The sequence below is a fragment of the Capnocytophaga sp. oral taxon 380 str. F0488 genome, from assembly GCF_000318255.2.
Taxonomy (GTDB): domain Bacteria; phylum Bacteroidota; class Bacteroidia; order Flavobacteriales; family Flavobacteriaceae; genus Capnocytophaga; species Capnocytophaga ochracea.
In genome coordinates this window covers 53,749-75,367 of record NZ_KB291213.1, presented here as the reverse complement: position 1 = coordinate 75,367, position 21,619 = coordinate 53,749, and the positions used below count along the sequence as shown (strand labels likewise).

Annotated in this window: 17 protein-coding genes; 12 read left to right on the top strand and 5 right to left on the bottom strand. The window is 37.7% G+C overall.

Going from position 1 to position 21,619, the window contains the following annotated elements:
- Nucleotides 1–274 precede the first annotated feature (274 nt).
- Nucleotides 275–1,612 carry a PKD domain-containing protein gene (locus tag HMPREF9078_RS08255; RefSeq protein ID WP_009420256.1) on the top strand — a complete coding sequence of 446 codons (1,338 nt, stop codon included), beginning with the start codon at nt 275–277 and terminating at the stop codon, nt 1,610–1,612.
- Nucleotides 1,613–1,615: 3 nt separating this feature from the next.
- Nucleotides 1,616–4,060: a hypothetical protein gene (locus HMPREF9078_RS08250; RefSeq protein ID WP_009420255.1), complete on the top strand. Its 2,445-nt coding sequence runs from the start codon at nt 1,616–1,618 to the stop codon at nt 4,058–4,060.
- Between the two features lie 49 nt (nt 4,061–4,109).
- Here HMPREF9078_RS08250 and infB read toward each other — a convergent pair whose 3' ends face one another.
- From infB to rimP, 3 genes are all read right to left on the bottom strand, one after another.
- On the bottom strand, nt 4,110–6,962 hold the full coding sequence (gene infB, locus HMPREF9078_RS08245) for a translation initiation factor IF-2 (protein ID WP_009420254.1): 2,853 nt from the start codon (nt 6,960–6,962) through the stop codon (nt 4,110–4,112).
- A gap of 117 nt (nt 6,963–7,079) precedes the next feature.
- Nucleotides 7,080–8,312 carry a transcription termination factor NusA gene (nusA, locus tag HMPREF9078_RS08240; RefSeq protein WP_009420253.1) on the bottom strand — a complete coding sequence of 411 codons (1,233 nt, stop codon included), beginning with the start codon at nt 8,310–8,312 and terminating at the stop codon, nt 7,080–7,082.
- A gap of 10 nt (nt 8,313–8,322) precedes the next feature.
- Nucleotides 8,323–8,790 carry a ribosome assembly cofactor RimP gene (gene rimP, locus HMPREF9078_RS08235; protein WP_009420252.1) on the bottom strand — a complete coding sequence of 156 codons (468 nt, stop codon included), beginning with the start codon at nt 8,788–8,790 and terminating at the stop codon, nt 8,323–8,325.
- Between the two features lie 427 nt (nt 8,791–9,217).
- Between rimP and HMPREF9078_RS08230 the strand changes: the two genes are divergently transcribed.
- From HMPREF9078_RS08230 to HMPREF9078_RS08205, 6 genes are all read left to right on the top strand, one after another.
- Complete coding sequence (locus tag HMPREF9078_RS08230) at nt 9,218–9,415, top strand: hypothetical protein (protein ID WP_009420251.1); 198 nt, start codon at nt 9,218–9,220, stop codon at nt 9,413–9,415.
- Nucleotides 9,416–9,682: 267 nt separating this feature from the next.
- The gene (locus HMPREF9078_RS08225; protein WP_009420250.1) at nt 9,683–10,555 is read left to right on the top strand and encodes a hypothetical protein; all 873 of its coding nucleotides are present in this window, start codon (nt 9,683–9,685) and stop codon (nt 10,553–10,555) included.
- A 4-nt stretch (nt 10,556–10,559) separates the two neighbouring features.
- Nucleotides 10,560–11,444, top strand: coding sequence for a hypothetical protein (locus HMPREF9078_RS08220; protein WP_009420249.1), 885 nt, complete (start codon nt 10,560–10,562; stop codon nt 11,442–11,444).
- Between the two features lie 4 nt (nt 11,445–11,448).
- A complete protein-coding gene (locus HMPREF9078_RS08215) occupies nt 11,449–12,270 on the top strand; it encodes a hypothetical protein (protein ID WP_009420248.1) in 822 nt (273 codons plus the stop codon).
- 4 nt (nt 12,271–12,274) lie between these two features.
- A complete protein-coding gene (locus HMPREF9078_RS08210) occupies nt 12,275–13,132 on the top strand; it encodes a hypothetical protein (protein ID WP_009420247.1) in 858 nt (285 codons plus the stop codon).
- A 32-nt stretch (nt 13,133–13,164) separates the two neighbouring features.
- Nucleotides 13,165–13,992: a universal stress protein gene (locus HMPREF9078_RS08205; RefSeq protein ID WP_009420246.1), complete on the top strand. Its 828-nt coding sequence runs from the start codon at nt 13,165–13,167 to the stop codon at nt 13,990–13,992.
- A 70-nt stretch (nt 13,993–14,062) separates the two neighbouring features.
- Here the strand turns inward: HMPREF9078_RS08205 and HMPREF9078_RS08200 are convergent, their stop codons facing one another.
- Both HMPREF9078_RS08200 and HMPREF9078_RS08195 read right to left on the bottom strand, forming a co-directional pair.
- Complete coding sequence (locus HMPREF9078_RS08200; protein WP_009420245.1) at nt 14,063–14,599, bottom strand: hydrolase; 537 nt, start codon at nt 14,597–14,599, stop codon at nt 14,063–14,065.
- Nucleotides 14,600–14,628: 29 nt separating this feature from the next.
- Complete coding sequence (locus tag HMPREF9078_RS08195; RefSeq protein ID WP_009420244.1) at nt 14,629–16,644, bottom strand: M3 family metallopeptidase; 2,016 nt, start codon at nt 16,642–16,644, stop codon at nt 14,629–14,631.
- A 353-nt stretch (nt 16,645–16,997) separates the two neighbouring features.
- On the opposite strand from HMPREF9078_RS08195, the gene HMPREF9078_RS08190 reads away from it, so the two are divergent.
- The 4 genes from HMPREF9078_RS08190 to HMPREF9078_RS08175 all read left to right on the top strand — a co-directional run bounded on the left by HMPREF9078_RS08190 (nt 16,998) and on the right by HMPREF9078_RS08175 (nt 20,666).
- Complete coding sequence (locus HMPREF9078_RS08190) at nt 16,998–17,525, top strand: YqiA/YcfP family alpha/beta fold hydrolase (RefSeq protein WP_009420243.1); 528 nt, start codon at nt 16,998–17,000, stop codon at nt 17,523–17,525.
- Between the two features lie 58 nt (nt 17,526–17,583).
- On the top strand, nt 17,584–18,570 hold the full coding sequence (gene hemB / locus HMPREF9078_RS08185) for a porphobilinogen synthase (RefSeq protein ID WP_009420242.1): 987 nt from the start codon (nt 17,584–17,586) through the stop codon (nt 18,568–18,570).
- 182 nt (nt 18,571–18,752) lie between these two features.
- On the top strand, nt 18,753–19,253 hold the full coding sequence (locus HMPREF9078_RS08180) for a cytochrome c (RefSeq protein ID WP_009420241.1): 501 nt from the start codon (nt 18,753–18,755) through the stop codon (nt 19,251–19,253).
- 162 nt (nt 19,254–19,415) lie between these two features.
- Nucleotides 19,416–20,666 (top strand): hemolysin family protein, encoded by a 1,251-nt coding sequence (locus HMPREF9078_RS08175; RefSeq protein WP_009420240.1) that lies wholly within the window; start codon nt 19,416–19,418, stop codon nt 20,664–20,666.
- The last annotated feature ends 953 nt before the right edge of the window (nt 20,667–21,619 follow it).

Sequence of the window (21,619 nt, the reverse complement as noted above, 5' to 3'; positions counted from 1 at the left end):
TCTTGGACGATTGGTATAGAAAGGGTGTATAAGTGATTGACTCATAGTATAGTACAACAACGTTAAAAAATGTTTAAAAACGGGGTTTCGAGGCGAAAGAAAGAGAAAGGATAAGGGTCGCACAGACAGGTGTGAATCATAGGGTAGGGGGGATTAGCAGATTTTTTAGTTCTTAGAGGGTTAAGAATGACATATTAGACTTAAAAAAGTAAATGTTTTTTAGGTTTATTCTATAAAAAGTATTACTTTTGTAGCCGTTTTAGAATATGATACAATGCGTTTAGTTTTAAAGATAGTAATTTGTTTAGCACTATGGTTTTGCTTTGCTTGTGAGCAAGAGCAAAATATGCCTATTGAGGGTGATTTTAACATTGCAATGGTAGATGATAATTACAATGTTCCAGCACAAGTGCGCATCATAAACAAAATCACAGGAGCTGATGCTTTTCAGTGGGAATTTCCTAATGGCAGTTATACTTCTTCTAATGCCTTTTATCCTGAGGATATTCGTTATACCGAGCCTGGTACTTATACTATTACAGCACATACCACCAATTTAGACGGTGAAGCGCGCACTTTCCAAAAATCGTTTACAGTTTACCCTGAGCTATCAGCTTTGTTTAGTTTTACTCAACAAGGGAGTGATATAGCACCTCTTACGCTTACTCTTAGCAACCAAAGTGAGGGAGCGACTACTTATCAATGGTCGTTTGAAGGAGGAACGCCTGCTTATAGTTCGGAGAAAAATCCAACGGTAACCTTTGAAAAAGGGGGGATATTTACATTGCGATTGGAAGCGAGTAACCACTCTCAGCGTCGGGTAATGGAGAAAACAGTAGTAGTGCGTGCGCCTTTAGTTGTTGCTTTTGAAATGACGAATGAATACCCTCATAATACACAAGCCCCTGTACGATTGTTCTTGAAAAACCAATCGGTAAATGCCACTGCTTATCGTTGGAAAGTAAGTAGCGGGGCTTTTCAGCAAGAGAGCACTGATGAAAATCCGTCGTTTATACTTCCTACTGCAGGAACGTATCAAATAGAGCTTACAGCTAATAACGACAAGCAAACTTTATCCGAAAGGAAGAACTTTACGGTAACAGCAGGTGATAATCTTATTACCTTTACAGATATAAAATTAGGTATCAATACCAATAAAACAGTAGGTTGCTATTTTTCTTCTTTTTTAGGGGAAGTACTAAAGCCTAATGAAGTAACAGCGGAGAACGGCAGGCTTATTGATTTTGTGTATTTCGGGCAGAGCACTTCTTTTGCTTATAATGTATTTTTATCACCTGATGAAGCACAAACAGCTGTTTTTGACCCTATTCCCAATGCTACAAAAAGTTACTTTATCAACAAACAAGAGAATAAGGGGCAGGTGTTTTTCTCAGTAGCTGATTTCGATGCGCTTTCTTCGGGAGCTACTCTATCTTCTTTGTCTATTAAATCTAATAGTAACAAAGCACCTTTCAATAAGGAAATGACAAACAGAATTGTGCTTTTTGAGACAGCTAACGGGCGAAAAGGAGCTATTAAGATTAAGGAATACGTAAGCAACGGTGCGGAATCTTACTTAGTTGTTGATATTAAAATGCAAAAAAATCATTAATCAATGGCGCGAACTTACCTACTTGTATTCTTTGTATTACTTTCTCTACCTCTTTTAGCTCAGCAGGTAGATTTAGAGAATATAGATACTCAGCTGAAAGAAAAACTCAAGAAGAAACCTTTTTCTATCTCGGGGAGTGCTTCGGTAAGTGGTGTGTATAACCAGGCGTCTGATAGTCCTACTAATGAACCTTTCTTGTATTTCTTCAATGGTAATATCACTTTAGGCTTTTACGATTGGACGATGCCTATTAATTATCGATACACCAATCAAGGAGATGCTTTAGACTACCAAATTCCCTTTAAGTTTAATCGCCTAAGTCTGCACCCTAAATACAAATGGATTTTAGCCCATATAGGCGATGTGAGTATGAGTTTTTCTCCTTATACATTCAACGGTCTACAATTTACAGGAGGAGGTTTAGAGCTCACTCCTGAAAAATATCCTTTAAGAGCTTCGTTTATGGGAGGTAGACTTGCCAAAGCAACTGAATACGACGGTCGCCCTCAAACCATACCTACCTATGAGCGTTGGGGTTACGGCACGAAGCTCTCCTATAAAAAAGAAGATTTAGAAATAGGTGGAATTCTTTTCTTTGCTAATGATAAAGCTAATTCTCTATCGGTACCTATTCCCGATGAGAAGAAAATATATCCACTATCCAACCAAGTGTATTCAGGATTTGCTAAATACAAACCTCTGCATTTTGTAGAAGTGTTTGGTGAATATGCTTTAAGTCTTTTGGGCAATACTCAAAGCCAAAAGCAGGATTTTACAGCTTACAACGCAGGTATTAACTTTATTTTCACGAAGGCGAGTGTAGGGGTGCGTTACGAAAAAGTAGACCCCGATTACAAGACCTTAGGGGCTTACTATTTTGTAAACGATATGGAGAATGTCACCCTAAACAGTTCGTTGAATTTATTTAATGGCAATGTGTCAATAGCTACTAGCATAGGGCGACAACACGACAATTTAAACCAACAAAAACCTAAACAGTCCAACCAGTGGGTAGGCTCAGCCAATGTAAATGCCAAGGTTACGTCTAAACTATCTCTTTCAGGAAGTTATAGCAACTTTACGATGTTTACTAATAAACTTATCAATCCTTTTGATAGAATCAACAATCCGCAACTCTATGAACACCCTCAAGACTCTATCAACTACCGACAAGTATCACAAAACACGAATGCCAACATAGCTTATGCTATCAATGAAAAACAGAATATAACTCTTTCGTATTCTTTCAACGATGTGGTGAATAAACAAAATGATATAGTACGCAGAGGAGGAATTTCGCGCTTTCACAACGCGGGTGCGACTTATATACTACAATTCCCTGAAAGCAAACTCAGTTTGTCTCCTTCGTTCAACTACTCGTACAGTATTGTCTCAAGAGAGAAAACACAAGTGATGGGACCTTCGCTTACAGTAGGTAAAGCGTTTTTTGAAGACAAACTCAACACGACACTGTTAGGAAACTATAGTATTTCACAATCGGATACCTCCAAAGGTAGTACAGCTAATGTACAGCTAAATGTAAACTTTCTCCCTTGGAAAAACCACCAGTTTACTTTGAGTGCATTACAGTCATTCCGCAATGCCGAAAGTGATACTCAAAACACTTCGGCACAAAGTACTAATGTGAGTGTAGGCTATACTTACCATTTTGAAAAAGTAGAATTGCCTTTCCCATCGTTTAAGTTTAAGAAAAAGGAAAAAACTCATAAAGAGAAAAAGCCTCGTAAAGAGAAAAAGCAAAAAGTTGAAAAAGCAGAAGACCTTGAGAGGGCTAAGGATACTATTCCATTACAAGAGGAAAAAGTAATGCCAGAAGTTCCTGCAACTACCGAAGAACCTATTGAGCAAGCAACTAAAACTACTGAGGAAAAGGTAATTATAAAAGATATACCTGAGCTTTCAAACATCACTGATTTGAGTTTTATGGGAGAGCTGAATACTCAAATTGCAGAGGTACACCGTCAGTTGCAAGTAAGTGCTAAGAAAGATAAGAAACGTTTGTTACAAGAACAAAAGCTACTTGTAGAAAAAGCTAAAAAGCAACAAGCTGATTATCGTTATTTTGTATTCCGTTGTCTGAAGAATTTGTATAAACAAGCATTGGAGAGTGATGACAAGTTTAAAGCAGACCTCTTTGCTAAGAAACAAGCCTATGACTTGAATAATACTGCTGAAAATCAAGAATTGCTATACAAAGCAGAGGAAGGCTATCAGGCGCATCTTTGGATGCTTAATGAGCTGAAAGATATTACTATGGAACATTTGATTCAAGAAAAAGGACTGCTGAGCAACTTTGCTGAACAACATAAAGAAGAGATTTATCAAACCATTGCTCAAAAGCTATCTCCTCAGCAAAAAATGGATGCTATCTCAGTGTTATTAGCTGATTTTTACCACAAAGCTTTTTTCAATAGCAGTAGTAATTAGTTCAGAGATATAAAAAAAGCGCCCTAAGGCGCTTTTTTTATATCTCTCTTTACAGTTTCTTCTTTACTGCTACTTCTTGAAAGGCTTCTATTATATCGCCTTCGTGAATATCGTTGTAGTTCTTGATCTGCAAACCGCAATCATAACCTTTGCTCACCTCTTTTACATCGTCTTTGAAACGCTTGAGTGAAGAAAGTTCGCCCGTATAAATCACCACATTGTCACGCAATAGACGTATCTTAGAGTTGCGGTAGATTTTACCATCGGTTACCATACAGCCCGCAATGGTTCCTACTTTAGAAATCTTGAAGAGTTCGCGTATTTCTACAGTACCAGTAACCTCTTCTTTGAAGACAGGAGAAAGCATTCCTTCCATTGCGTCTTTGAGGTCGTTGATAGCGTCGTAGATGATAGAGTAGGTACGGATATCGATAGATTCTTTTTCTGCCAAGGCGCGTGCATTGGTCATCGGACGAACGTTGAAACCAATGATAATAGCATCGGAGGCGGAAGCCAATAATACATCAGACTCGGTAATTGCTCCCACACCTTTATGAATGATAGACACTTGTATCTCTTCAGTAGAGAGCTTTTGGAAAGAGTCAGTAAGTGCTTCTACCGAGCCGTCTACGTCACCTTTAAGAATAATATTCAACTGTTTGAAGTCACCGAGAGCAATGCGTCGCCCTATCTCGTCGAGAGTGATGTGGCGTTGCGTACGTACTGATTGTTCGCGTTGTAATTGAGCGCGTTTAGCTACAATCTGTTTGGCTTCTTTTTCGTCTTCGAATACGTAGAATTTATCACCTGCTTGTGGAGCTCCGTCCAATCCTAAGATAGAAATAGGAGTAGAGGGGCCTGCTTCTTTTACCTTCTTACCTCGTTCGTCGTGCATAGCACGTATTTTACCAGAGTTGGTACCTGCCAGTACATAGTCGCCTACGTGTAACGTACCCGATTCTACCAATATAGTAGATACATAACCACGACCTTTGTCAAGAGCTGCTTCCACTACAGTACCTACCGCCGGTTTGTTGGGATTTGCTTTTAGTTCGAGAATTTCAGCTTCTAAGAGTACTTTTTCCAATAGTTCAGATACACCGATACCTTGCTTTGCCGAAATATCCTGCGACTGTATTTTACCGCCCCATTCTTCTACAAGGAGGTTCATAGTTGCCAAGTGTTCTTTAATTTTATCGGGGTTTGCATTCGGTTTATCAATCTTGTTAATAGCGAAGATAATAGGTACTCCTGCGGCTTGTGCGTGACTAATAGCCTCTTTGGTTTGAGGCATCACATCGTCGTCGGCAGCTACCACAATAATAGCAATATCGGTTACTTTGGTACCACGGGCACGCATAGCGGTAAAGGCTTCGTGACCAGGAGTATCGAGGAAAGTGATACGTTCACCACTTTCTAATTTCACGCTGTAAGCCCCAATGTGCTGAGTAATACCTCCGCTTTCGCCTGCAATTACATTTTCTTTACGAATGTAGTCTAAGAGCGATGTTTTACCGTGGTCTACGTGCCCCATTACAGTAACAATAGGTGCACGAGGTACTAAATCTTCAGGTTGATCTTTTTCGGTATGGATAGCTTCTTCGATGTTAGCTGTTGCAAATTCCACCTCATAGCCAAACTCATCAGCTACTATTGAGAGGGTTTCGGCATCAAGACGCTGGTTCATTGTTACCATAATACCGAGAGACATACACGCACCAATCACCTTATTGATAGGCACGTCCATCATTGTGGCCAGTTCGTTTACTGTTACAAACTCGGTTACTTTTAGTATTTTTTCTTGTTGTTCTTGTTCTGCGAGCTCTTGTTCTACCTTTTGTCGGTGTGTTTCTCGTTTTTCTTTGCGGTATTTAGCCCCCTTAGATTTTGTACCTTTACCTTGCAAGCGCTCGAGGGTTTCGCGCACTTGTTTTTGTACTTCTTCTTCGGAAGGTTCTATTTTGGCAATAATCTTGTTTTTCTTTTCTTTCTTCGTGTTGTCACCACCTTTAGCCACATTCACTTCATCTTTGCGAATGCGTTTGCGTTTGCGTTTTTCGCTGTCGCCGGTAGCATCAGTAGCGCTATTAGTAGTAATTTGAGTCTCTTTATCCTTGTCTTTGTGACGGTTGCGTTTGCGCTTTTTCTTCTTTTTCTCAAACTGACTGAGGTCTATTTTCTCACCCACTACTTTAGGACCTGTGAGCTTTTGGTACTGAGTTTCAATTACACCTGCAGGAATCTCAGAGGTGAGTTCTTCCTTAGAGTTATGGTTCTGTTGTTCCTTCTTCTTTTGCGTAGCAACGGTTTGTGCCAATGGATTTTGATAAGCAGATTTATTCTTTTGAGCGTCGGGTTTATTGTTGTCTTTTTTCTTATCTTTTTCTTTATTGTTCTTGGCAGACGGCTGAGATTGCACCGTATCAGGAGTTGCTTCTTGCTTCGAGGTTGTTGTCTTTGTTTTAGAAGTGGTTACTTCCTGTTTTGAAGTAGTAATTTCTGGTTTTGATGCTTCTTGAACAGGGACTACTCCTTCTTTTTTATTACCTTCTTCAAGGTCTATTTTACCCACAGGTTTGAGCCCAGCTAGTTGAGCTTTAGCTTTTATCACTTCTTGCTCCTGCTGTTTGCGCTTCTCTTGGTTTTCTTTCTCTTGCTCTATGCGGATAGCCTCGCGCTCTTTTCGCTTGTCTTCCACTATCTCTTTTGAAACCTCACGCTTACTCTTGTCGGCGTTAAATTTGTTCGAAAGGAACTTCACAATATCTTCTGTAATAGAAGTATTAGGGTTAGATTCTATTTCTATCCCTTTCTCCTTCTTCAGATATTCTACGGCTGTTACCATAGAGATATTGAACTCCTTTAAAACTTTGCTTAATCTTATTTTTTTTCCCTCGCTCATATATGTTTATTAAAATCCATTCCCCTTTTAAGAAGAAAGGATACATTATTCTTTGTTTAAGTTGTAGGGAATCTACCTCCCTCATATACTCTGCTTTCACAGATTTTTTCTTTTACCCTATTCAAACTCTTCTGCCAAAATGCGTAGCACTTCGTTTACGGTCTCTTCTTCGAGGTCAGTGCGTTGCATTAGCTCTTCGGCAGAAAGTTCCAATACACTCTTAGCTGTATCAAGTCCTGCTTTTTGCAGTTCTTCAATCACCCATTCTTCAATTTCGTCGTTAAACTCGCTAAGCTCAATATCTTCTTCGGTTGCTCCTTCGCGATATACGTCGATTTCATAGCCTGAAAGCTGACTCGCTAAGCGAATGTTATAGCCCGATTTACCAATGGCTTTCGATACTTCTTCATTTGCCAAATACACATCGGCACGTTTTTCTTCTTCGTTGATAACCACTGAAGATACACGTGCAGGTGCCAAAGCACGGGTGATGAGCAGTTGTGGGTTATTGGTGAACGGTAATACATCGATATTCTCATTGCCCAACTCGCGCACAATACCGTGAATACGAGACCCACGCACACCTACGCACGCACCTACCGCATCAATACGGTCGTCGAATGAATCTACAGCCACTTTTGCCTTTTCTCCTGGAATACGCACCACTTTGTTAATAGTGATAAGCCCGTCGGCAATCTCAGGGATTTCTTGTTCGAACAAACGCTCCAAGAATAGAGGAGAGGTACGCGACATAATAATGGTAGGTTTGGTACTTTTCAGCTCTACTGATTCGATAATTCCGCGCACGTGCTCGCCTTTCTTAAAGAAGTCTGACGGAATTTGTTTTTCCTTAGGAAGGATAATCTCATTGCCTTCGTCGTCTAACAAGATGATAGCTTTGTGACGGATATGATGTATTTCGGCTACGTATAGCTGACCTATCAAGTCTTTGAAACGCTGATAGATAGTCATACTATCATATTCGTGAATTTTAGAAATCAGGTTTTGGCGTAAAGCTAAGATAGCACGCCGACCCAAGTCATTAATTTTAATTTCTTCTGAAACGTCTTCTCCTACCTCAAAATCGGGTTCAATTTTGCGAGCTACCGAAAGTTCAATTTGCTGATTGTCGTTCGTTACTGCACCGTCTTCCACTACCACACGGTTACGAAAGATTTGTAAGTCGCCTTTATCGGGGTTGATAATAATATCGAAATTATCGTCAGAGCCATATTTCTTTTTTAGGGTATTGCGGAAAACCTCTTCCAAAATAGCCATCAAGGTTTCGCGATTGATGAGTTTATCATCTTTAAACTCCGAGAATGATTCGATTAATTCAAGACTATTCATATACGTTTAATTAAAATTTAATGATTACTTTAGTTTCTTTTATATCGGTGAGCGCAAACAAGTGCTCTTTTTTTACAGTGATTTTACCTTTGCCTACGGGCTTCGGTTCACGAGTTTCAGTTTCTATAATCACATTGCCCTCAGCAATGCCTTTTAGTAAGCCTTCGTGTGTTTTACCGTCGAGTGTTGTGATTTGCACAGTTCTACCTGCATTTTTGGCGTATTGGCGTTCCATTACAAAAGGTTCAGTAGCGCCGAACGAAGTAACCTCCAAGGCAAAATCCATCGCCTCGCGGTCTAAAGAGTTCTCAATAGCACGGCTAAGCTCTATACAATCGTCAATACCCACGCCCTTATCCCCGTCGATAGTCACGCGAATGGTATTGTCAGTTCCTACGCTTAAATCGGTTAGAAACAGTTCAGGGTGCTCGCTTAAAGCCTTATTAACTAACTCTTTAACTTGGTCTTTGAAATTCATTTGCTATAAAAAGAGGGGACTCAAATGTCCCCTCAAATATTACTTTTCGGTGCAAAGATACGACGAATTTTCTAAATAACAAGAAAAAAAGTAAAAAAAGTTTAGAAAATTAGGAAAATAAGTGGTAGTTTTTTGGCTGTTATTTTAATCTCTCGATCTGTTCTAATTTAAGTTTTTTAAGGAGAAATCATTACTTTTAACTAAAAGTAGAATAATCAAAAAAAATAAAGAGTATGGAAGTATATTTTTTTGTATTATCATTATTCATTAGTACTTTTGCTTTGGCGCAAGAAGATAGTTTTTATGTACAAGATTCTATTATGTTGCTCAGTCAGCTTAAAAGATAAAAGTTTTAAGATAAACAAAAGAGTAACAATAGGTTGGGTTTCTCCTATAGAAGGTCCTTAATCAGTTACCTAATAGTAAGTTGCAAGTTGAGAAGGATTTTAATGCTATTTTTGATGATGTTTTTTATCAAAAGCTAACTCAAGGAGCTTTTTCGCTTTCTATTCAAAGGAAGATTTTTGTAGATCTTGATTCTACACAAAGAGTAGAACTTGTCTATTTTCATTTATTTTTAGGGATTATTGGTTTGAAAAAAGAGGGAGAAAGTTTTGTTTTATAAAGATTGAATATCACTAGAGGGTTGTATGCGCAATAAGTGTTTAGAATTGTAAAGATTACCTATTTCTTTTTACTGTTGAATGTAGTGTTTTATAGCTTTATATATTATATTTTGAGTAACATAACAAAATAAAGTTTAGAAATTTACATAATAAAAGACCGATTTCACAAAGGAATGAAAAGTAAAATAAAAAAAAGGAAAGATTTTTCTTGCAAATAAAAAATAAAAGTTATATATTTGCCTCATCAAACGAATAAAACACATAAAATGAAGTATATACTTAACATTGTGATAGGAGTCTTTATGTTAGTTCTTTTGGGATGCAATGTTAAAGAAGAATCTGATAATCCTCACAAAGATCTTAAAAAAGAAAAACCCTGGAAAGAATTTATAAAAGAAAAGCTCGGTATTCCTGCTGAAGCTCAAATAACCTATGAAGCATTTGGTGTAGTAGGCTATCCATCTTACCTACTTGCTAAAAATAAAAAAACTTTTTACTTCTATAAATATGATGGTGATTACAAAGTTCTTGCTAAACATATTGAAACACTTCCTGAAGATATAGAATTTAGAGGTGAAAAAGTAGGTCAGATAGACGCACAGCGTATAGAACCTATTCTGTATCAAAAAAATAACATTGCAATGGGAGGTATTAGAATATCATTTGCTATTGTAGAAAGTCCTTCTCATACCAGCTTTCAGTATGAATATTATTCAAAAAAGTTTGTTTTAAGTGATGAAGCCGTAAAAGTAGTAGATATTCCTTATGAAATACAAGAAATAGAATATATGGAAGGAATAGGTTGTTTTATTGCTATAGCAGATAATTATCAATGGCGACTATTATACGATACCAATTGGAACTTGTGGGGGAAAGTGCCCTTGTATTTTCATAAACTTCCCTATTCTGGTAAAAAATCATTTGCTGTATTGAATAATGATAAGGAAGTAATCTTCTTTGAATTTAAAAATAATAAATTAGTAAAAAAATACATTGCAGCACTTCCTGAGAAAACTGATTGTATTGCTGAAATAAATTTTGAAAAGAACGAAATTCTAATCTATCTTTATAAAAATGGTAATAAAAAGAATTACTATTTCAAATTTACCGGAGAGGAACTAATGTTAGTCAATACATAATGCTATGAAAAAAATATATATACTTATTGTAGGATTTTCTATATTGGCACTCTCAGGGTGTAACACCAAGGACGATAATGATGTTATTGGAGAAAAAGAAGAACCCAAAAAAGAAAAGACAAAAGATCAATTGTTAAAGGAAAGACTTAATATTCCTATAGAAGCTGAAATAATAGATCAAACAATTCCTCGAATAGGCTTTCCTTCCGATGTGCTTGCGAAACACAACAATACGTTTTATTTTTATAAATATGATTCTCAAACCTATCAAGTGCTTTCTAAACACATAGAAACTCTTCCCGATAGTTTAACGTTTAGAGGTGAAAAAGTAGCCCAAATGGATACAAAACGCTTACAACCCACTTTTGTGTATGTCAATGGATATGTGAGCGTAGCAACTATAAAAGTACAGTTCGAAGATGATGGCGATTTTGAATATGAACTATACAACAAAAAGTTTATCTTAAACGACGAAAATGTAAAAGTAGTAGATATACCTTATAAAGTAGCCTCCATAAAATACCAAGAAGGCTTAGGGTATTTTGTAACTATAGAAGGAAATAGAGATAAACAATTGTTGTATGATGCTAATTGGGATTTCTGGGGTGGAATACCTATGCAAATCTATACCTATGATTGTTATCATATTAATAAAAAATATGCTGTCCTAAAAAATGAACATGAGATACTTCTCTTGGAATATCAAGGTAATGCTTTTGTAAAGAAATACGTAGGAGTTCTCCCTGAACTAATAACAGGTTATTATCCTAGCTTAAAAGTAGAAAAAGATATTGTCCAAATATATTTATATAAAGAAGACAATATTAGTCATCAAAAGAATTACTATTTCAAATTCACAGGGAAAGAATTAATTTTGGTTAATATATAATACTATGAGAATACTTGTAACCTATTTGGTTTTAATAGTAATGATAGCTTGTACAAAAGAAGAGGCTACTTCTAAGGTAGATGAAAATAACTCCAAGCAACAAAATATGGTGATAAAAGCTAAATATACTGATTATTACCACCCTTATATGACGTATATTGCTGGAGTAAAAGGAAAAACTACTCTCTGTTGTTATACTATTAAAAAAGGAAAAATCATCGCACAAGGAGAAAAAACAATGCCTCAGAAACTGAAAATACGAGAAAAATGGTTTGATTTCAATGAAGCAAAAATAGCAGTAAGACATTGTGGTAGTGTAGTGCTAGCATCTTTAGAAGTAGACTATCCTACAGTGGAGTCACCTGGATTTAGAATTTCTGAAACAGCTTATTACAAAGAGCATCTTGTAATGGGAAGTGATAAGATATCAGCCATAGAAGTGGATAGTATCAATACTATTAAGGCTTATGAAGGAATGGGATACCTTGTAAGTTCACCTGGGCTTACTAGTGATCCATATCGTTACTACGACCCTCAATGGTCGTATGTAGGTCTCTTCTATCCATATACACAAATTGAAAATGATAGTAGAAACGGTTGGGATTACTTTGTAGTTGATATACAGAATGAAGTAGTGCTTTTTAGAGTTGAAGGACAACGTGTGATAGCTAAATATATTAAAAAATTACCTTTTTCTCCTAAAGAAGAAATTATACCCGAGTTTTCTAACACTAATAAAACAATCATTTTTAGAGATAAGGATGGACATCTAAAAAATTATATATTAGTACTAAAAAATGAACAGCTTGTAGAAAAAAATAATTGAAACGATGAGAAAAATACTAATATACACTATATTTCTATTCCCTTTTATAGCTTGTCATTTAAAAGAGGAAGAACCCTCCAAACCTAAGGAAGAAATAACTGATATAAATGACCCCTTTCAAGAATTTAAAAAAGAATTAGGTATTCCTCAAGAGGTAGAAATACAAGGTCGAGAATCAGGTTATCCCGATCCTGAAAATACTTATACTATAGGTAAATATAAAAATACTTTCTATTTTTATTTGATTAGAAACAAGAAGATTATAGCTCAACATCAAGAAACACTTCCTGAAAAAGTGATTATAGATGGACGTAACTTCAATACCGAGGAACTAAAAGTAAATTTCTATAGAGATAATGAGGTGCAAGTAGGTCGTATAGTTGCACAACAACCTTTGGTAGAACCACAAGGATTTAGAGAAGATAAAGATAGATATTATCACAAAAAGTTTGTCTTTTCCAATGATAAAATCTATGAAGTATCTCTTGAAAAACTATATGGTATTAGTAAAGAAGGAGACTTAGGTTTCTTTGTTCAAATTTATTCTAGAACCGATAGACCGCGATTGGCTTACAATAAAGAGTGGCAGCTGTTAGGTAAAGTAGCAGGGTGGGGGCAAAGTAATTATTGGAAAAATGATACGTTCTATGCTATAAAAAACAAGAACACTCTTACCCTTTTTAGAATGAATAACAAGCAAGTTACAGCTAAATATACCTATATACTTCCTTTCAGCGATGAAGATGTAGTGCCTATAATAGAAGCTCGCGAAAAATTCGAGATTTTCTTTGAAGATAATGAAGGTAATAAAAAAACATATAGTCTGAAATTCGAGAATGATAAAATTATTCCTAACACATAAAATTTAATTAATAACTAAAAAAATAGATTCTTATGAAAAACATTTTAGTAACCACCGATTTTTCAGAAAAGTCAATCGCTTCACTACACGTTGCGATGAGCTTAGCCAAGCAACACAATGCCAAAGTATATGTGTTGCACGCCATTGAACTTCCTATCCGCTTAATGACCGAAAGTCAAGTATCGGTACCCGAAGCAATGTATTTTCTCAACCTTACTAAACAGCGTTTCAACGACCTTAAAAAGGAAATTGATACCACTGTCGAAGTGATTGACCTTGTTGAAACCGCTCCGCTACCCGAAGCTGTGGAAGAAGTTGTAAAGAAATACCATATCGACCTTGTGTTTATGGGCTCTAATGGGGCTTCAGGCGCCAAAGAACTCTTTATAGGCTCTAATGCTGAAAAAGTAGTCCGCTCTGCCTCTGTGCCTGTATTGGTAATTAAAAATCCACACGAAAAGCTCAAAATTAAACATATGATGTTTGGTTGCGATTTCTCTAAACGATTTTTAAAACCTTTTGAAAAGGCATTGAAACTTGCTAAAGTATTTGGTGCTAAGGTTGATTTGGTGTATGTTAATACTCCTTACCAGTTCCTTACTACTTCCGAAATAAATAAACGTATGGAAGAGTTCCTTAAAGAAGCTGAACACTCTCATCAGCATTTTGAAACACACGTTTATAACGATATTCGTGTAGAAACAGGAATCTTAAACTATGTGAAGGAAAACAATATAGACCTTATCTGTATGTTCCCTAACGGACGTAAGGGTATTGCTCACTTCTTCAATGGAAGTATCAGTAGTGACCTTGTAAATCACTCCAGCACACCTGTGCTCACTATTAAATTAGAAAAGTAGGAGAATGTTAATGTAAAAAGGCTGTAAGAAAACTCTTACAGCCTTTTTATTAATCATTAGCCATTAATCATTATTTCACTAATTTTGCTATTTCCTTAAATCGCGGGTGCCCGGCAGTACGCAAGAGGGCGAAGAGAGTCGCTTCGGTGCTTAATAGAGTAGCTCCTGCATCACGTAGCATTGTGAGCCCGATGTGCTTATTGCTTTCGGTGCGCGAAGATACTGCATCGGCAATTACGGATACTTCATAACCTTCAGCGAGCAAATCGAGCGCAGTTTGGTAAATACAGATATGGGTTTCAATACCTATGAGCAATACGTGCTTGCGATTGTTAGCCTTAAGTTCTTTGCGGAACTCAGCATTGCCCCAAGCTGAAAAGCTACTTTTCTTCACGGAGGTTTTGCCTTCTAATATCTCAGCAATCACAGGGTGAGTAGCACCCAACTTATCGGGCATTTGCTCCACCCAAATGATAGGAAGCTCTAAGAGCTTGCACCCCTCAATAAGAATCCTGCTGTTGTGTAACACCTCTTCCGATTTATAAACGATTTGTGATAACTTCCCTTGAATGTCAAGGATTACCAATTGTGTATTTTCTGTTGTCATACTATTGATTATTATTAATTGATACTATTTTATCTCTTATCTAAGTCGAATCCAGCTCTTCTCATTAAAGCATCTATAGAGGGCTCTTTTCCACGAAAACGTTTGTAAAGGGTCATTTCCTTCTCACTACTACCTTTGCTGAGCACTTCTCTGCGGAAACGAGTAGCTACCTCAGTATTAAAAATACCTGATTCCTTAAAAACTTCAAAAGCATCAGCATCTAACACTTCCGACCATTTGTAACTATAATACCCTGCGGCATAACCTCCACTAAAAATATGTGAAAAGGCGGGCGAAATACACATTGCTTCTACAGTTGGATAGAGTTGGGTTTCTTTGGTAACTGTTTGTTCGAAAGTGCGAACATCTTCAAGGCGTTCCAAATGAGGGTAGGTATGCCACGCCATATCTAAGAACCCGAAATTTAACTGACGCACACTTAAAAGTCCTTCCATAAATACACCGGCTTCTTTTATTTTCTGTACCCATTCTATGGGCAAAGGCTCACCTGTTTGGTAATGTGTTGCAAAAAGGCGCAAGGTTTCTTCTTCGTAACACCAGTTCTCCATCAGCTGACTGGGGAGCTCTACAAAGTCGCGGGCTACATTAGTACCGCTTAGAGAAGGATATGTAACCTTAGAAAGCATACCGTGAAGAGCGTGCCCAAACTCGTGGAAGAGAGTTGTCAGTTCGTTGAAAGTGAGTAAGGAAGGAGCCGAAGCAGTAGGGTGCGTGAAGTTACACACTATGGAAATGTGTGGACGCGAATCCTTCCCCTCATTATCAGTATATTGCTCTTTGTAAGAGGTCATCCACGCACCATTGCGTTTGCCTGTACGTGGAAAGAAATCGGTGTAGAAAAGGGCGAGATATTCTCCTTTATCATCTGTTACTTTGTAGGTTTGTACTTCGGGGTGATACTTTTCTACCTCATCGGTAAGGGTGAAGTGCAAACCGTAGAGCTTATGTGCTACTGCAAACATTCCTTCCACTGCTTTATCCAAAGATAAGTAAGGTTTTAATAGAGAATCATCTATTTGATAGCGCTGTTGTTTCAGTTTTTCGGCATAATAAGCAAAATCCCATTGCTGAAAGTCATCAAGTCCTGAAAAGGCTTTTAGCTCTTCCAATTCTTTGCTTGCTTGCGGTTTGGCTTTAGCTAAAAGTTCATTCAAGAAATCCATTACCTTTTCTGATGTTTCTGCCATACGCTCTTCTAATACCAAAGAGGCATAATCGGGATAGCACAACAGTGAGGCACGTTGTGCACGTAACTCAGCGATACGCAACACATTGGCTTCGTTATTATAAGCACTATTACCTGCACAACGGCTGTGATAGTCAATAAAAAGTTTACGGCGCAACTCACGGTTATTAGCATATTTCATCACGGCGGTATAGACAGGCAGGTCGAGGGTAATCACCCAGCCTTCTTTATGGTGCTTTTTGGTTTCGGTAGCGAGCATCTCTAATACAAAGTCGGGTAGACCGCTGAGCTCTTCTTTATGGGTAATCACCCATTGGTAATGCTGTGTTTCAGCCAATACATTTTCTGAAAACTTCAGTTTGAGGCGCGCCAATTCCTTGTCAATTCTGCGCAAATGCTCTTTATCATTCGATGATAAATTTGCACCATTGCGAGTAAAACTCTTATAAGTCTTTTCAAGTAGAGTATGTTGTTCTGGTGAAGCAGAAAGGTAATTGCGGGTTTTGTAAACTGTTTCTACACGTTTAAAAAGCGCTTCGTTCAAACGGATATCGTTGCTGTAATCGGTGAGCAGAGGCGAGATGCGTTGAGCTTCTGCTTGCAGGGTTTCGTTCGTTTCGGCACTGTTCAAGTTGAAGAACATCGCCGTAAGTCGGTCGAGTTCTAATCCCACATAAGCCAAAGGCTGTATTGTATTCATATAGGTAGGCACTTCTGGATTATGAGCAATGGTATCGATTTCTTTGAGGCTTTTGGCAATAGCTTTTTGGATAGCTGGTAGATAGTCGGTAGGAGCAAAGCGCGAAAAGGGAGCTGCGTTATAAGGTGTTTGGAACATATAGGTTGTTTTTTATTATAAGAGTGCAAATATATATCTTTATGCGGGAATTAGCAAATTAGCAGAAGAGAAAACAGATAAATGACACTAATTTTTTTAGTAAAAAGAAAAATATTGAAATATAAAGATGAAAAAAGGAAAATGAATTTTGGAGCCTTCTGAGACGAACCTAAAGCGAACCTAAGGCGAAGGTAAGGCGAAGCTAAGACGAAGAAAAGGTGCTTTTAAGTTGATTTTGAGGTGGTAAGAAGAGGGTTTTAAGTTTAGTGAAGTTCTAAATTTTGTTAAAGCCAATTTTCTAAACGAAACATTTCTGACTATAGCCAACAGAAGACAAATTTGTCAATTAAAAAATGTTTTGTACCTTTGCACTCATTATGAAAATACTCTATTTACACGGTCTCGATAGCTACTTACAAGATGATAGGCGCGCAGTGCTCACCCCTTACGGTGAAATCTTCGCCCCTACGATTGACTATCGGAATGCGCCTAACCTCTTTGCTGAGTTACAAAATGAGTATGCTGAGGTTGATGTGCTTATAGGTTCGAGTCTTGGAGGGCTCATTGTCTATTATCTCGCTCAAAAGCTTGGAAAACCTTGCTTGTTGTTCAATCCTGCGCTTACCTATCGACACGAAGTGCCTTTTAACACCCAACCCAACCTTAATTACCGCGCTTATATGCAAATAGTTATCGGTTTGCAGGACGACGTCATTACACCGTGGGAGTCGCTATCAGTTCTCCGAGGAGATATGAGTCCTCAGCAAAATATAGAAATTCACCTCTTGAATACTATGGCACACACTTACCCCATAGAGATTTTCGAAAAAGAAGTGAAGGAGTTTTTTGAGGTAAAAGGAGCGAGCTGCACGGGCAGATAGTAGGTAAAAAGATAAATAAGGACTAAATATTAATCATTAAAATAAATAACTAAATATAATGTATCCACTGAGAAGAAACCGCCGTTTGCGTGTAAACGATACGGTACGTAGTTTGGTAAAAGAAACGATTGTTACCCCTAATGATTTTCTTGTACCTCTCTTTGTAGTTGAAGGTACTGGCGTAAAAGAAGAAATAGCCTCTATGCCGGGTTATTACCGTTATAGCCTCGACCTATTGGCAAAAGAAGTAAAAGAGCTTTGGAGCTTAGGACTCAAATCGGTATTACTGTTTGTGAAAGTGCCTGACGCTCTTAAAGACAACAAAGGCGTAGAAGCAGCCAACCCCAATGGCTTGATGCAACGCGCTATTAAAACTGTGAAAGAAGCGGTACCGCAAATGCTCGTAATGACTGATGTAGCGCTCGACCCTTATTCCATTTATGGTCACGATGGCATTGTGGAAAACGGACGCATTGTGAACGATGCTACTGTAAATGCTCTTTGTACAATGGCACTCTCACACGCTCAGGCAGGTGCTGATTTCATCGCGCCCAGCGATATGATGGACGGACGTATCCTCGCCTTGCGCGAGACCCTTGAAGACAATAGCTTTGAGTACGTAGGGATAATGGCTTATAGTGCCAAGTACGCCTCAGCTTTTTACGGGCCTTTCCGCGATGCACTCGACAGTGCTCCCGTAGACCAACAGGATATCCCTAAGGATAAGAAAACCTACCAAATGGACTATCACAACCGCCTCGAAGCCTTGCGCGAAACCCGTATGGATATAGAGGAAGGCGCTGATATTGTGATGGTAAAACCAGGGCTTTGCTATTTAGACATCGTTCGGGAGGTGAAGAATATGAGCGAAGTGCCCGTGGCTGTTTACCAAGTATCGGGTGAATACGCGATGCTGAAAGCTGCTGCTGCCAACGGTTGGCTCGACCACGATGCTGTAATGATGGAACAAATTGTGAGCATCAAGCGTGCCGGTGCTGACCTTATCGCTAGCTATTTTGCTAAGGAAGTCGTAAAACTTTTATAGGCAACAGTCTCCCTGAGGGAGATAAATTGAACAAATCACGCTAAATCAAACAGGGAATCTATATCTTTGTTTAATTTCCTTATTGATTTTTGTTTAATTTCTATGACTTTAGCCATATTTCTTTACAAAACAAGAATACTTAATTAATTTTCATAGCGCAAGCTATATTTCTTTATACACTAATGAAAAAACACTTTTTAACATTTGCTACTATGGCACTTTTAACCGCTTGTGGTGGCGGAACAAACAACAATAACACCACCACCGATAGTACTACCCAAGAGGCAACCACTACTACACCTGCCCCTTCAAACAGTACACCAGAGCCCGATTTTCCCGATTGGCAAAACAACAAAGGGATAGGCCCCGTGAAGACCATCACCCCACCCTTAGCCGATACCCCCGATGCAACAATGGTAGCCAAAGGGGAAGAAACTTTCAACACCTATTGCACCGTGTGCCACCGTCCTAAAAAGCGACTCACAGGGCCTGCGATGATAGGTTTGCTCGACCGCCGTACGCCAGAGTGGGTGATGAATATGATTCTTAATCCCGATGTGATGGAGAAGCAAGACCCTATCGCCAAGAAGTTGGTAGAAGAGTACAATACCTTAATGCTCAACCAGCGCTTGAACGAACAGCAAGCTCGTGAACTTTTGGAGTACATCAGAACAATAAAATAAGAAATAATTGTTCATTATCTATTTTTTTGTATCTTTGCCGAGTGAATAACTTAAAATAAGAATCACTAATGAAGAAGCTTGCACTCAGCTTAGCTATTATAACAAGTGTTGCACTTATATAAAAGGCAGTTGATAGCAACTGCCTTTTTCTATTATACCCTTATGGAACCTATTTCTGTAATAATTATTCTTACTACACTCGTGCTTTCAGCCTTCTTTTCGGGATTTGAAATTGCTTACGTGTCGTCTAATAAAGTACACGTAGAAATCCTTAAAAAGCAAGAAGGAGTGATTGCTAATGTGCTTACCAAACTCACCCGAAAGCCTTCTAAACTACTGGCTACTATGCTTGTGGGCAATAACGTAGCCCTTGTAGTGTATGGGTTTGAAATGGGAAAGGTAATGACAGTTCTTCTGCCTCCTTTCTTTCAAAATGTCCTTTGGCATACGATTATCTCTACCCTCATAATTCTCATCACGGCAGAGTTTATGCCCAAAGTGTTCTTCCAGATTTATGCGAACCAACTCCTAAAAGTATTTGCTATTCCTGCATACTTTTTCTACCTGCTGTTCTATCCGTTTTCCAGCTTTGTGATGTGGATATCCGACTTTGTCTTGCGCGTATTCTTCAAGACGAAAGGCGATTATGTGCCTCTTTCGTTCTCTAAAGTAGAGCTGGTAGATTACATCTCCGAACAGATGGAAAACGCTCCTAAAAAAGAAGAGGTAGATAGTGAGGTGCAGATGTTCCAAAACGCCTTGGAGTTCTCGGGCGTAAAAGCACGTGAAATAATGATTCCGCGTACTGAAATAGTAGCCGTGGAGCTCAATGAATCTATTGAAAATCTTATTGCTACCTTTGTGTCATCAGGGTTTTCCAAAATATTGATATACAACGAAAATATAGATGATATTTTGGGTTACGTGCACTCTTTCGATATGTTCAAGAAACCAAAAACCATCAAGGAAGTGCTCATTCCTATTGTCAATATCCCTGAGACTATCCAGATAAACGAAGTACTAAACATTCTCACCCGCAAACGCAAGAGTATGGCAGTAGTGCTCGATGAGTATGGTGGCACTTCGGGCATTGTAACCTTAGAAGATATCGTAGAAGAACTCTTTGGCGAAATAGAAGACGAGCACGACAAAGATAAGTTTATAGAAGAACAAATATCCGATACTGAATATCTTTTTTCAGCGCGTTTGGAGGTCGAATACCTCAATGAAACTTATCATTTGGATATCCCAGAAAGCGAGGAATACGAAACGCTTGGCGGTTTTATAGTGCTTCACAACGAAGGAATTCCTACTCAAGGCGAAGTGATAGTGATTCCTCCTTTTACCTTCACTATCGAAGCCTGCTCACAGACTAAAATAGAAACCGTAAGACTTACTGTGAATAACGAATAGCGAAAAGAGATTAATCCCCTTTAAAATAGTGTATTGACCCCTGTTAAAGAATTAAGGTACAGGGTCGCAAAAGGATTACTGCAATACCTTATTAACTATTAATCACTAATCATTAACCATTAAAAAAAGACCCTCCCTTTCGGAAGAGTCTTTTTTCACAATGCATATAAATACTACTACTAACTCCAAAATGAATACTTTTAAGTTGATAAAATTTTATGAACTTAAAAGTATTTGTTTTTTCTCATAAAATTTTGTCTTTAAATAGCCTAATAAATGACTTTGTAATTTAGTTTTTTCAGTCTTTGCTTTAATGATTCAATGTTTCTTATAGTAATTTTGATTAACAATGTTTATTTTAGCAATCTCTGTGTCTTCTCAAAATCTTGTTTCAATGAATAATTTTTATCTAACAATGTTTCTTATAGCAATTTTTCAGTAATTTTGTTTAATTCAGTTTTTTCAAGCAATTTTTAGTGTCATCATTTATTATGATTTAAATGCACTTGCAAGTTTTACTAACATCCCGTCTGTCAAACTTACATTATCTATATTGAAAATAGCGTGCCAAAAATGATAAAGTAGCCTTTTTTACACTTAAATAGCTTATTATCAATATCTAATACTATTTTAGATTCTTTAATTCAATATCCCTAAAATCTTCATTTTGTGTATACGCTACACGATTGACCTGTATAATATTCTCATTTTACACGGCTCATTTTCAGTTTTCTCCCGCACGAAAAAGAAGCAGTATCAAAATTCACACTAAACAAGATAATTGATATTATTCTATTTCTTCAGTTCTTAATACCATCGTCTTACCGCCCTCTTAACTTTCCTTATTTGTCGATTTATTTCCCTCAAAAATCCATTTTATTCTTCATTTTTAGCTATTCATTATCAACTATTTATATAGCTTTTCTATACCAATCTTCCAAGATTCGTATAAG